Here is a 12,849-nt window from a genome sequence, read left to right on the forward strand (position 1 = left end):
TGAGCCCCGGCGTGCTCGTAGACCACTTTCATATCCTTGTAGAAGAGGTACCCGGACGAGCCCAGAACTGCTCCTCGGTCGTCGCCCCGCACATCAGGTGCATGCCGGTCTGTCTGCCCTGGTCGTGGAGATGTGCTCCATCAGCCGCTTGTTCAGCTCTCCGATCATGCCCAGGTCAAGGCCCATCTGCTCGGCCGCCTCGTAGACGACCGTCAGGTCCTTGTAGAGGAAGTATCCGCTCGATTCCCAGAACCGCTCCTCGGTCGTCGCCCCGCACATCAGGTGCATGGCGGTGCTGCCGCCGGTGGCATAGGTGAGGCATCGCAGCACGCGGAAGGCATCCAATCCCAGGTCACGGCTGATCCGGATGACTTCGGAAGCCACCTGAAAATGCACCCCCGCCACGGCGTTGTTGATGAGCTTCAGCGCCATGCCGGAGCCGAGCGGGCCCATGTGGTGGATCGGGTAGGCGTAGGTCTCCATTACCGGCATGCAGCGGGCCACGTCCTCAGGCTCGCCGCCTACCATCAGGGTCATCTCGCCCAGCGCGGTGTAGGGAGGCGGCCAAGCGCCGCCGGCGTCCACCACCTTCACGCCTCTCGCCGCGCCCCGTTCGCCGATCTCCTGCACCGTCTTCATGCTGCCGGTGGTGTGGATGATCAGGATCGAGCCAGGGTCCATGGAGTCGATCAGGCCGTCGTCGAGCGCCACCTGGCGGGTCTGCGCATCGGTCAGGACGTAGCTGATGATGAAGTCGCGGCCCTTGCCCAGCGCCTTGACGTCCGGCTCCAGCGTCACGCCCATGGCGTCCAGCTCGGCCTTCACCTCGTCGCGGCGGACGTACGCGGAGACATCGAAGCCGCGCGCTTTCAGGCGGTTGAGGATCGGACGCCCCATCTCCCCGACGCCGACGATCCCGACGCGACCTTTAACGAAGATATCTGGCCGGCTCATCGGGCGACTCCACGCCCGGCCTCGACGTAACCGTGGACCAACTGCACGCAGCGCTCGCCGTCAATCAGTCGCGTAAGCCCGGACCGCAGCTGGCGAATACCTTCCATAGTGAGCAATTTCGCTTTCGGATTCAAAGCCGCATCCTTTCCCACATTAGTCCACGAAAGAAGTGCAAGCGGACCTGCTGCACGCGAAACTTTGCCTTGCGTGAGCGAGACTAGCAGCGTCATGTCATACGCCCACAAGATGTCGCCAGATCCGTCAACTAAGTACTAAGTCAGCTCAAACGCCCCCGTGCGTCAATCATAAACGATCGAACTGGAGACCTGCCGAGGCTTAGCCTATGGCAACCAAAGGCCAGCAAGGTCCTCGGAGGTCGGGCGCAACTATCCTCGCAGGATCGTGGCTTTGGTTAGCGATCGATGGTACAGAGTGTACGTTACTGTGCAAATTGGAGCACACCTCGTCGTAAGCGCGACCAATTGTACGTTACGTACGAAGTTCACGCGCCTTTTGCCAACTTGATCTGGCACCGTAATGACGCAAAGAGCGGATCGTGCGCACGCGACGCTCATTGTCTCCGTTCAACCACTTGGCCTCGACGACGTTCTGTTGGTCGAGGCCGACGGGAGGCGGAGTGGTCGGGCCATTCTGGTGAGCTGACGACGTTTGAGTGAGACAACCGGAGGGGCTTATATGAAGTTGGTTAATAGCATTATGCTGGGCTCGACAGCGGCCTTTTTTGCTGTGAGCGGGACACAAGCGGCCGATCTGCCGGGACATCCCGACTCAAAGATCGGCGGTGCGGTGATGGCCGCGTTCCAGATCAAGAACATCCCAACTGGTCCGGGCAACGACATCAAGTTCGACGCGAGTTGGGCATAGGTAACACAATGCAGGCGTTCTCTATCACAACGAATATTCGACCAAGCTAAGGGAGGATCACATGGGGGACAAGGATCGATTCCGATCTGACCGTCGCGGCTTCGTTCAGGGAGCTCTTGCAACGTCGGCAATCTTGACCGTGGGTGGCGCCCGCGCTCTCGCGCAACCTCGAGGGAAGATGACGGTAGGCTTCGGAGCTGTCGACCTTCATTGCCTCACGCCTTTCGTTGCAAAAAGCGGCAAATTTTTCGAGGAAGCTGGCCTCGACGTCACGCTGATCGATACACAGACCGGCCCACGTAGCCGTCAAGTTTTGGCCGCTGGCCAAGTTCTTGTTGCGCTCAGTGCTGCGATGGATGCGCCGGCGCTCACAATCGCCGGACGTCGTTCGCGTATCATCTTCGGGATCGATCGCAAGATGGATTGGGCGAATATCGTCGTCCGTAAGGAAGATGTTGACAGCGGTCGCATCCGGTCGCTCCGAGACCTGTCCGGGAAAACTATCGCAAGCACACAGCCGAAATCCGCCAGCGAGGCGGTCTTTCGCTATCTGCTTGGCCAGGTCGGCGTAGAGGACGCCAAGATCCGCGCCGTCGGAAACAACACGACCTGCTTGGCCATGCTTAAGTCGAAGCAGGTGGATGCGACCTTCGCGGCGCCGCTGCACCTTGACCAGATAACGCAGGCGGACGGCTGGGCTGCCGCCGTATTTTCCACGGGCGATGAGAAGACCTGGAACGACGTGGTCGGCGGTGAAGCTCCGGGGCTTGCGTACTACGCTCTGGAAAGCGCTCTGCAGGATCGGCCCGACGATCTGCGCGCCTTTGTTACCGCGATGGTTAAAGCGCAGGACTTCATCCTCAAGAAAGATGTGGAGACCGTTGAAGAGATGGTCTTCGAGGACTATTTCGCCGCGTTCAACCGTGTCGCTTTCCGCCGTGCGCTCGGTTTCATGAAGCAGTCTATCTTTTCCTCTACGAACATAATCGAGGCGGATGCCTATGACCGAATGCTGACGGTGATGCGCGTAGGCGAATTGCAGACGGCAGATGAACTCGCCAATCCTGATGTCGCCTACAACCGGGGCACCAGCTTCGATTTCGTGAAGAAGGCCCGTGGGCTCGGCTAGGCTTGTACGCGTCGATTGGAAGTACGTCGACATCATTCACGGAGGAAGGACAAGAGTGCAGAGTGCAACAGAAGTCAGTCCGGCGGCGATCGAGATAAGGAATCTCACCAAGACCTTTCTTACGTCGGCGGGCTCCGTCCGCCCGGTGGAGAACTTCTCCCTCACGGTCAACGAGGGAGAGTTCGTCTCCATCGTCGGACCATCGGGATGCGGCAAGAGCACCATCCTTAACTTGGTAGCCCAGTTCATCATGCCGAGTGCCGGTAGCGTCGTCGTCTCGGGCAAACCGCAAACAGGTGAGGTGCCTGAGAAGCTCGGTTACATCTTCCAAAGGGACACATTGTTGCCGTGGTACACAGTGCGCAGGAATGTCGGTCTGGGTTTGGAGTTCTCCGGCTGTCGCCAGGAAACGATTGACAGAAAAGTCAAAGAACTTCTCGTGCTCGGGCACCTCTCCGGCTTCGCAGAAGCATATCCGCACCAGCTGTCCGGCGGCATGCGGCGCCGTGTCGCCCTGCTAATGAGCCTGGCCGTCGAGCCTAAGATCCTGCTGCTTGATGAACCCTTCAGTGCGCTCGACGCCCATACCCGGACGCACCTTCACAAGGAACTGCTCGAGATCTGGCGGAAGCTTAAGCAGACAGTAGTAATGGTCACGCACGACCTTGACGAAGCGGTTACTCTGTCGACTCGGGTCATCGTTCTCTCGCGACCACCCAGCCGCGTTCTGTTGGATGAGGCGATCGAAATTCCCTATCCGCGTGACGTCTTCCAACTACGTGAGCAGGATGAGTTCTCCCACTACTACCAGCGCATCTGGGCCGTTTTGGCCAATCAATACCGAGCGGAAGTCTGATGACCATGAGCATTGACGGGGCACGAGTCGGCCTTATGGTTGAACAAGATGACGCGCGTAAAGCAGACAGACGTCGCCGGTTGATGGTCTTGGCTTGCCAGATCGGCGTCATTTCAATCGTTTTCGGCAGCTGGGAAATCCTTACACGTATCCCTGCGGTCTCGCAGAACACGCTTATAGACCCTTTCTTCATCAGTCGACCGAGCATGATTCTGGCCCGCATTTGGCAGTGGGTACAGCCCGGTCGCAACTCTCTTTGGCCGCAGCTGTTCGAAACACTCCAAGCCACATTCTGCGGCCTCTTGGTCGGAGCGGGGTCAGGCTTCATCGTAGGCATGGCCCTTAGCATTAGTCGGCCCCTAGCTGACGTACTCAACCCTTTCATCGTGGCGTTGAACTCGATGCCGCGCATCGCGTTTGTGCCACTCATCACCATGTTCTTTGGCTTCGGTATAGCGTCGAAGGTAGTCACCGCATGGTTCGTGGTGTTCTTCTTGGTGTTCTTCAATACCTACAAAGGCGGACTCAGCGTCGAGAAAGATCTCGTAGACTTCTGTCGCACGCTCGGTGCAACACGACGGCAGATCCTGTGGCGGGTGCGAGTGCCGACCGCGGCCGCCTGGACCTTTGCCTCGCTCCCCAACGCGATCAGCTTCGCCCTCATCGGCGTAGTACTGACCGAGTTCGTGGGCTCGGGAACCGGCATAGGTTACCAGATGATTCTGGCGCTCGCTGCGACGAATGCTACGAACATGATGGCTTCGGTGTCCGTGCTCAGCATCGTAGGCCTTTGCTTAGTGTATGGCGTACAGTTCTTTGAGCGCCGCGTACTACACTGGACGTCGGAGTTTCGCAATCGCTGAGGCCATGAACAAATCAACCGGTTTTCGCGGACGACCATCTTAGCCTCAAAAGTTCGGCTTTTGATTTTTCGGATCCGCCTTAGAGGCCGACCGGAAATTAAGTTGGGTGATTTGAGCGGGTTATGCTTCTTCGAGGTGTTCGAAGCCATCGGAGAAGTAGATGACCTGGACCGAAATCACCCGCTGTCAGCATGACAGACGGGCGCTCCGCATCCATGTTATCGCATGCCTGCGTTTTTATCAACGGATGTGTTGATATACTGATGCAACTGACCGCGCTTTGAAGGAGCAATTCGCCTCACCGAACCGGGAGTCTCAAAGCGAAGGCAAAGACGGCAGCGTGGAGCGCGCTCAGAAGAAGAAAGGCAGAGGCATAAGGGGTCGGCGCGGCCTGATGCAGAGGCTGCGTCTTCAGCGCCCAGCCGAGAAAGGTCGCGCACAGCGTCGTGAAGGTTGGCGCCCCCAGACGCTGAGCAATGTTGAGGGTCATTGTCGCCATCGGCAGTTGACTCTTGCCGACGGCCGTGTAGGCAGCCGAGAAGGAGGGAACGCCAACGGCGCTCTGGCCCACGCCCCGAACGAACAGAGCGACCGACAGAACGACAATATCCAGCCCGTATTCCGCCAGATAGACGAGCGGCAATGTTCCGACGAAGGCCAGAAACGCGCCGCCGGCCGAAGCCGCGCGCGTTCCGAACCTCTCGGTGAGAGCGCCTATGAACGGATAGGTGCAGACCATCCCAATGCCCAGCGGCGCCATGAGCCAGGCCATTTCACTCGGCGAGCGACCGCAGACTTGGATGAGATAGATGGGAACGAGCATTTGACCCGCGAAAAGGACGCCGTTCGACAGGAATTGCGTGATCGAGGATGTCAGAAAGACCTTGATGGAAAACAGCCGAAGGTCGATCAAGGAGCGATCGCCCTTGCGGCGCGCGGACCAGTAGAACGCGGCCAGGAAGATAATTGCGGCGCCGACCGTGAGGAGACCAGCGCGATCGCCGGAATTGTCCGATCCAAGCAGGAACAGCGCGAGCCCCGGCGACAACAGAGCCAGACCCATCCAATCCAGGTTTCGCGGCCTGATATGCTCGCGATCATCGGGTAGCACGATGACTGCCAGGATCAGGCCGAGCAAGGCGATGGGCAGATTCACCCAGAACAGCCAGCGCCAGGAGGCGTATTCCAGGATCAGCCCTGCGATGACCGGCCCAAGAAGGGGCGCGAGCAGAACCGGCGTCGCGATATAGCCGATGACCCGCGCCAGATGTTTTCCCGCGGCACGCGCCACCATCATCTGCGTCATCGGCGCAAGCAGGCCCGCGCACATCCCCTGCAGCACGCGAAACCCGATCAGCGAAGCGGTCGACCAGGCGAGCCCGGAGAGCACCGACGTGATGGTGAAGGCGGTGAAGCAGATGAGATAGACGGCCTTGGCGCCGATGCGGTCGACCGCCCAGCTATTGAGCGGCATCACCAGGGTCATCGCCAGCAGATAGCCGCTCGTGACCCACTGCATGGTCGTCAGGCTGCTGTTAAACTCAGTCGCAAGGCTCGCGAGCGACACGTTGGCGATCGTTGCATTGAGATGCAGCAGGAAGGAGCCGATGATCGAGACCGCGGCGATCTTCCAGATCGCGGGATCGAGCTGGTCCGTCGGATCGGGCACATCTAGAGACGGCGGCGTCGTCCGATCCTCGCCACCGGAAGCGCCCGGCTTCCGCGATGGCTGACTACCTTCAGCCATCGCCAAGACGTTTCATCAGTGGGATCGCCGCGTTCAGGGTTTGCCGTTCAGCGGGCGTGAATTTCGCCATGGCAGCCGCGAGCCAAACGCGTTTCGCGATGCCGCGTTGCCGCCGCTCCTCTTTGCCCTTGTCCGTCAGCGCGAACAGGATCTGCCGTCCGTCCGTCGGATGAGGCTGGCGATGGACGAATCCGTCCTGCTCCAGGCTTGCAAGGATGGTCCCCATCGACTGTGGCTTCATCGCCTCGGCGCGCGACAGATCGGCTGTCGTCATCGGGCCGAACTGCTCGAGCCGCGCCAGCGCGCTCATCTGCGAGAGGTTCATTTCGTTCGGATTGGACTGCGAGCGCAGCTTGCGGACCAGTTGTCCGATTGCCAACAAAAGCTCGGATGACGCCTTATCAAGCGATGGGGGTCGATCCAGGGCAACCTTCATGTTCACATCGTACAAAAGGAAGACAATTTTGCAAGATTGTCTGTCTTTCGACTTAGGCCTCTTGGTTCGAGACGGCGCCCAGAAAACCGGTGGAGCTGACGTAGGTCAGGTTGCTGGCCCCGCCGAAGGCGCCGTTCTTGTTGTACTACACCTGGTTGTTGGAGCCGCCGAGCGTGCCGCCGCCACCTCCACCGCCGGAGACTTGCACGCACCTACATAAAAGGCGGTAAAGCTCGCCGTATTTTCGTAAAAGTTAGTGGCGCGCTAATCGGAGTCGCGGAATTCAACCCGCTCACATCCAGCTTGGCTTTGGGGTTGGAGGTGCCGATACCGACGTCGCCGGTGCTGTCGATCGTCGCTCGAACTGCATTGTTCGGCAATGTTGCTAGCCTCGTTCATGCTAAGCCCCACCCCGCTTACACATGGCGCTGGATAGTGGCGATTACGGCGGGTCTCGGGGAAATTGCATCATAATCGCTTGAAGCGCAGTAAAGGAAGCCGTCAGCTGCGCTGCCGCCGCATGCGGCTCGACAAAGATACACGAACGATCCTGAATGCTGCTCTCTCCCGCAGAACCGGATCCGCCGACAACAAACCAGAACTGACCTTTTCCGGTCGCGGGATCGGGCCCGAGTATGGTTTGACCTTGAGCCAGATGATAGACCTTTATCTGCAGTCCATCCTCTTCGTGTAGAAGAGATACACAATCTGTTTGGATTTTTTCCAACTGAGCAGCATTCAACGGAACGATGGGATTAGTGATATGCGATCGCCGCCTATTTGGCACCGCGTTCTTTAGCTCTTCACGAGCTTGTGGCATCCACTTGGCACCCGGATCCCAACCGTTTCTTAACGTCATGTACTCCAGCCCCCTACTTCCGGACTTAATCGGTCCGTAGGGGGTGTTATGACCCGCGAACTGCACCATAATCGGATTAAGCGTCCACCGGCCGACCATTCCATCGCCATCAGTAAATAACTGAAACTGATCAGGCTGGTGATAGTGTGGCGGAATCTCGGTGTTGGCATCTTGCTCTACTAAATATGCCGTTGGATGGAGCTCGGATGCTTCATGAGCGCTGCCGGCGCGGAAGGAATGCTTACCGAGATAGAAACTCAACCAAGCACGGGTTCCATTGGGAAGCGTAATCGCCTGGCGTGATTGCCGCGCTTCTGCAAGCGATATGACCTGCACTTTGACCTCTCCCAATCATCTACCGTTTGGTCAGTTCTCTTACCATCTACTGGCGACCCGTCCTTGGTCTGCTGCTTCCATGAACGGTCGTTCTTTAGGCATACGCCCACAAGACGTCGCCAGATCCGTCAACTACTAAGTCAGCTCAAACGCCCCCTTGCGTCAATCATAAACGATCGAACTGGAGACCTACCAAGGCTTAGCCTATGGCAACCAAAGGCCAGCAAGGTCCTCGGAGGTCGGGCGCAACCATCCTCGCAGGATCGTGGCTTTGGCAAAGGGCACACGCCTTCCGGGGAATGGCATCCGGCGTCCTGACGGACTCATTCGGCATCACCAAGCACTTCGTGGACGACACTTGAGCCCGCACCGATTAGGCTTAATAGATCCGGCAAGTCGCCGCGACGTGACCGACATTCGTGGCGCTGAAGGATGCGTTTCCGGGAGGTGAGATCAAGCATGCACTTCACTTACAGGACGCAGGCCTTCAGATGCTCGGGCGTAACAGCCTCTCCTGGCTCAAGCCATTCTTTCTTTGTTGAAGGCCGTCCATTGTACATCATGCCGTTCCAGAAGATGTGAGACAGGCTGTCCAGGTGGGTGTATGAATAGCCGTGAAATTCCATCCCGATCCAATCAGACGCGAAGCCCATTCCTTTCTGCGGCGCACCTTCGCCACTTGTATGCGGCGCTGTCTCTTGCTGAGAGCACCCTCGGCGAACTGATAAGTTTTGTATGAAAAGCTTATCATTCGATGAGCTGACTGCACGCCAGCTTCGGGCGTGATCTTTGCGACGTGACGACACTTCGGTAAGCACCGAGCTCTCGATTACTAACAGCGTTTTTGAAGGAGGCTCAGATCATTGGATCGTCGACCTGCGATTTAGAAGCCGTTTTCCTGCTCGGAAACCATTGGCTTACGCGCGGCGCGTTGCAATCATGTTGCATCAAACAGATTTGGACTGTGCCGAGCAGCCAGATACACCGGGTGTGGGCCCTTCGCAACGGAGCATGGCTCGGCGTCAGAAACGATTCAAACTGCAATCACGCGCTCTGCTTCGAGTACGACCACAACCGCCATTGGCGACAGCCCTCCTGCGATTGAAGCATTTTTGCCGTCACAACACGGCTCGTATTTCCAAGGGGGATGCGCCCAATCTTGTAAAAAGGCGCCTTCTGCAGGTCAAGACAACAATCTGTACATTCTCCATGGCCCGCTCACGATCCGGTTGTATCGGAGGGCGCATGACTAACCTGCGCGACGTCGCTTGTTATTACATGCCAGGCTGCCGCCCGTTGCGGGGTGAAGGGAGACAACTCTGCGTACTCCCGGGTCATCTCTGCCATCGGAATAAGACGCCACATTGGGGATCTTCTGCTTGGCTCAGCGGGTCTCATCACGGCAAGCGGAGCTCAGGCAGACCACCTTCTCGTAAAGGCAAAAGCGGTTGAATGCGCTAGAACGCGTGCACTATCGGGGATTGTGCTCGACGTCGAGCATTGGGCGCTTCGCTTTTGTTGGGTGGACATCTTTCGACTCATCAGTCTGCTGTGATCTTTCCGGAAGCGCGCGTTGCGTCAAGTGATGAACGAGCGCCCCGAGATCCGAGAACATCTTTCTCGGTAGGTTCAAGCGCGGAGCTTGCATTGCGCTCAGACGGGATTGTGCGGCGTTCGGCATAGCCGCGAAAAACGACTCGCGTCCTGGCTTTGTTTGGCGAGCGATGCTTTCGGCGCTCATGTCCCTCCAGTTACCCATGACCACCTCTCGTCCGCCTTGGGATTGCGCCGCCCTGGCGTAACGGAATCGCTAATCCGATTCGAGGAGCACGGGTTGATTCGCGAAACGCGCGGCCTCTTGCAGATAGATGAACGCAGGTGCCTTGAGGAAAGGGCATGCAGTTGTTACAAGCTGATTGCGAGTACTTATGGCTCGTCTGAGTCTGGAATCTCAGGAAACGAGCCGGTGAGTTAGGAAAGTCGCCCACGTCTGCTCCGTTCTTCAATTCATTTTGAGACGAGTTGTTTCTCTGGTTCATCACTTGGGCTTTCGAAAAAATCCAGTAATCAGCTGGGGTGATATGTTAAAATCCGTTGCGCTGAGGGGGACGAGCCGTGATCCGTCGACGACACAGATGATCGCCACATTATTTGTGGCAACGTTCATTTGTTGAAGGAAGGTTGGCCTGATGGGGTTGCCCTAGCCGAATCTTCCGACGCCAGCGCAGATTGTCGCCCGTGAGCTCGATGCGATTAAAGCGTTGAATGATGCGGTCCAATATCACATCTCGGCGGTTAATGCCTCTCATGGCCGGCTCCGATGTATGACCCGCTGCACGCATTTCCGACACTCGCCCAGCTCGGGCAAGGATTCACTTACCCCATGCTACAGGTAGCATTCCAGCTTGCCGGTCGACCCGGCTGGCAAGTTCATTTATGCTTCGCGAATCTCCACTAGCGATGCTGCTGGAGGAAGATTGCGCTCAATGACCATGGCGTCTCCCCGATGCTTAGATGCTTCTCCTTCACTTAAATGAAGGTTGGAAGTAGGCGAGGCGGTGAACGAGCGACCTCGCTGGTTTCACCATTCTTCCACCTACGGTCACCCCTTTACAGCGGCGGCACACCGACTTCTATAAGGGCGGCTGCGGTCGTCTCTTCGCCACCGCGTACCTTTAGAATCAACAATGGCGCTAGAGCGAGACAGGCAGACCCGAGTAGGAGGCAACGCGAGTCGTCGGTCGGGGATCGAGTATCAAATCCGCTAAACCGGCAACGGAACGCTGAATGCAAGTACAACATAGGAGAGCCGTCGGGCATCGCCGACGGCTCTCTCCAGGTTCAGCAGTCGGGGGCTCTCCCCTTTGCTATTTTCCTGAACTTCGTGACCTCAGAAGTTACGCTGAACGCGAGCTTCGAATGATAGTGTATCCTGGTTGCGAAAGGTCCATGCCTGAACCGGCTGCGGAGCACCCGGCGAGAAGGTCGAAAAGCCACTGAAGTTCTGATTCAGGTGGAACCACTGGATTTCGCCCGAGAACGTCAGGTTCTTGACCGGAGTCCAGCGGGTGATCAGGCCGACCATTGCAGCGCTGAAATTCGGGTCGCAGCTATAAGTCGTGCCGAGCCCGCGATGGGTGGCGCCGAACGCTGTACAGAAGTCAGCGGCAGCGGTGGTGTCGTACTTCACCCAAGCAGCGGCCCCGTACAAGCCACTCGACCAGTAGGGATCCCAGTTATGATTGTAGCCACCGCGAAGGCCGTAGGTCGTCGTCAAGTGGATGACGCCATCACCACCGAAGGCAGTCGGACGGAATACGCCATCGGTGGTCGCGCCAAACCCGTAGCTTGAGGAAGGACCGAACTGACCGGGCACGCCTCCGAGCATCGTGAAAGAGGGGCTCGGCCCTGTGGTAGAGATCACCTGCCTTGTGTTACCCTTTGCCCAACTCGCGTCGAACTTGATGTCGTCGCCCGGACCAGTTGGGATGTTCTTGATCTGGAACGCGGCCATCACCGCACCGCCGATCTTTGAGTCGGGATGTCCCGACAGCACTGAATCGGTCAGAGCATCCGCTCCGGAGACGGGAGCACCTCCGGCGCCCAGCACGTTGTAGCTCCCGCCAACGTGGTGCAACGAGCCCGAAACCTGGAACAAGCCCCAAGCCTGCTCGATCCGCACGTTGCCAACCAGGTCAGGCACCACAAAGCCCTCGTACGTATTGGCGCCGAGCCCATTCGCGCCAATGCCCAGAGCGAGGTTGTACAAGGGAGCCCGGCTGTTCTGAGTCGGCTCATCGAGGCCGATTGAAGCTGACACTCCATTGCCGAAATTCGCCTGGTACTGGATGCTGGGCGTGCCATCCCAGCTGTCATGACCACCGAACAAATGTGCGCCGTTGTTAGCGGGAAAACCTCCCCAAGGCGTTGAATACGCCGACAACGCCCTACCAAAGGTAAATCCTGCGAATTGGATGAACGCAAACCCAGGAAAGGCATAGCCGCCGCCAACTCCACTGAGCAGGTTAGAATTTGAGCCGCCAATGGCAGCCGGCGCCGCGCCAAGCGACGTCGGATTAGTGTTGCCGAAATTGTTGAACTGGAACTTAGCTTCGGCAAAGCCGCGGACCACGCCGTACTCGGTGGCCGTGCGAGTATCAACACTCAACAGCATACGAGAGCGGGATTTTATTAAGTCGTTAAAGCGGTCGCCTTGCCCGGCGTCGCCCGACCAGGCCGGCAGATTGTAGACGGCGCCGCCGTTGAAGGTCGTATCGACACGGAAGTAGCCACCGATCTTCATACAGGTATCGGTACCGGGAATGTACCAAAACCCGGCACCGTACAGAGAGCAGACCTTCACGTATTCAACCGCTTTGGCCTTCACGGGCAGATCGGCCGCTTGCGTCCCGCTCACAGCAAAAAAGGCCGCTGTTGAGCCCAGCATAATGCTCTTAACCAACTTCATATAAGCCCCTCCGGTTGTCTCATCGCAAACGTTGAGCGTCGTGTGCGCACGATCCGCTCTTTGCGTCATTACGGTGCCAGATTAGGTTGGCAAAAGGCTCGTGAACTTCGTACGTAACGTACAATTAGTTGCGCTTACGACGAGATGTGCTCTAATTTATAACTTTGTGTACTGATAGTACGCTCTTAGCGAGATCGAGTACGAACTGTACGGTTTTGATACCATTGCATCACGCTTGCCGAGCGCTCGCGCACGTTGGTTCGTTCCGTACAAACTTCGCGCACCGACAACGAACGCAATCTGTCAACGTTAATAC

At 57.8% G+C, this 12,849-nt stretch carries 10 protein-coding genes; 5 read left to right on the top strand and 5 right to left on the bottom strand.

The genetic code is table 11. The annotated features are described in order from the left end of the window. Nucleotides 1–93: 93 nt before the first annotated feature. Nucleotides 94–1,005, bottom strand: a complete 912-nt coding sequence (locus V1289_RS15325; RefSeq protein ID WP_334407476.1) for an NAD(P)-dependent oxidoreductase — start codon at nt 1,003–1,005, stop codon at nt 94–96. A 645-nt stretch (nt 1,006–1,650) separates the two neighbouring features. Here V1289_RS15325 and V1289_RS15330 point away from each other — a divergent pair. The 4 genes from V1289_RS15330 to V1289_RS15345 all read left to right on the top strand — a co-directional run bounded on the left by V1289_RS15330 (nt 1,651) and on the right by V1289_RS15345 (nt 4,687). Next, entirely contained in the window at nt 1,651–1,839 is a 189-nt protein-coding gene (locus V1289_RS15330) for a hypothetical protein (protein WP_334397701.1), read from the top strand. A gap of 178 nt (nt 1,840–2,017) precedes the next feature. Continuing rightward, nucleotides 2,018–2,968: an ABC transporter substrate-binding protein gene (locus tag V1289_RS15335; protein ID WP_334397702.1), complete on the top strand. Its 951-nt coding sequence runs from the start codon at nt 2,018–2,020 to the stop codon at nt 2,966–2,968. 55 nt (nt 2,969–3,023) lie between these two features. After that, nucleotides 3,024–3,824 (top strand): ABC transporter ATP-binding protein, encoded by an 801-nt coding sequence (locus tag V1289_RS15340; RefSeq protein ID WP_334397703.1) that lies wholly within the window; start codon nt 3,024–3,026, stop codon nt 3,822–3,824. After that, on the top strand, nt 3,824–4,687 hold the full coding sequence (locus V1289_RS15345; protein WP_334397704.1) for an ABC transporter permease: 864 nt from the start codon (nt 3,824–3,826) through the stop codon (nt 4,685–4,687). Before V1289_RS15340 ends, V1289_RS15345 begins: the two co-directional genes overlap by 1 nt. A 298-nt stretch (nt 4,688–4,985) precedes the next feature. Here the strand turns inward: V1289_RS15345 and V1289_RS15350 are convergent, their stop codons facing one another. The 3 genes from V1289_RS15350 to V1289_RS15360 form a co-directional block, all read right to left on the bottom strand. Further along, a complete protein-coding gene (locus V1289_RS15350; protein ID WP_334397705.1) occupies nt 4,986–6,434 on the bottom strand; it encodes a DHA2 family efflux MFS transporter permease subunit in 1,449 nt (482 codons plus the stop codon). Further along, a complete protein-coding gene (locus V1289_RS15355; RefSeq protein WP_334397706.1) occupies nt 6,427–6,870 on the bottom strand; it encodes a MarR family winged helix-turn-helix transcriptional regulator in 444 nt (147 codons plus the stop codon). The genes V1289_RS15350 and V1289_RS15355 overlap by 8 nt, the downstream gene beginning before the upstream one ends. A 442-nt stretch (nt 6,871–7,312) precedes the next feature. Then, nucleotides 7,313–8,065, bottom strand: coding sequence for a hypothetical protein (locus V1289_RS15360; protein WP_334397707.1), 753 nt, complete (start codon nt 8,063–8,065; stop codon nt 7,313–7,315). A 1,714-nt stretch (nt 8,066–9,779) separates the two neighbouring features. On the opposite strand from V1289_RS15360, the gene V1289_RS15365 reads away from it, so the two are divergent. Beyond that, entirely contained in the window at nt 9,780–10,040 is a 261-nt protein-coding gene (locus V1289_RS15365) for a helix-turn-helix domain-containing protein (protein ID WP_334397708.1), read from the top strand. Between the two features lie 915 nt (nt 10,041–10,955). Here the strand turns inward: V1289_RS15365 and V1289_RS15370 are convergent. Continuing rightward, a complete protein-coding gene (locus V1289_RS15370) occupies nt 10,956–12,533 on the bottom strand; it encodes a porin (protein WP_334397709.1) in 1,578 nt (525 codons plus the stop codon). Nucleotides 12,534–12,849: the final 316 nt, after the last annotated feature.

This window comes from Bradyrhizobium sp. AZCC 2289, assembly GCF_036924615.1.
In the GTDB taxonomy this organism is placed as follows: domain Bacteria; phylum Pseudomonadota; class Alphaproteobacteria; order Rhizobiales; family Xanthobacteraceae; genus Bradyrhizobium.

What these genes read in the sequence shown, in the direction of transcription:
- V1289_RS15330 (WP_334397701.1), top strand. Translation starts at nt 1,651, where the DNA reads ATGAAGTTGGTTAATAGCATTATGCTGGGCTCGACAGCGGCCTTTTTT.
- V1289_RS15335 (WP_334397702.1), top strand. Translation starts at nt 2,018, where the DNA reads ATGACGGTAGGCTTCGGAGCTGTCGACCTTCATTGCCTCACGCCTTTC.
- V1289_RS15345 (WP_334397704.1), top strand. Translation starts at nt 3,824, where the DNA reads ATGACCATGAGCATTGACGGGGCACGAGTCGGCCTTATGGTTGAACAA.
- V1289_RS15350 (WP_334397705.1), bottom strand. Translation starts at nt 6,434, where the DNA reads ATGGCTGAAGGTAGTCAGCCATCGCGGAAGCCGGGCGCTTCCGGTGGC.
- V1289_RS15355 (WP_334397706.1), bottom strand. Translation starts at nt 6,870, where the DNA reads ATGAAGGTTGCCCTGGATCGACCCCCATCGCTTGATAAGGCGTCATCC.
- V1289_RS15370 (WP_334397709.1), bottom strand. Translation starts at nt 12,533, where the DNA reads ATGAAGTTGGTTAAGAGCATTATGCTGGGCTCAACAGCGGCCTTTTTT.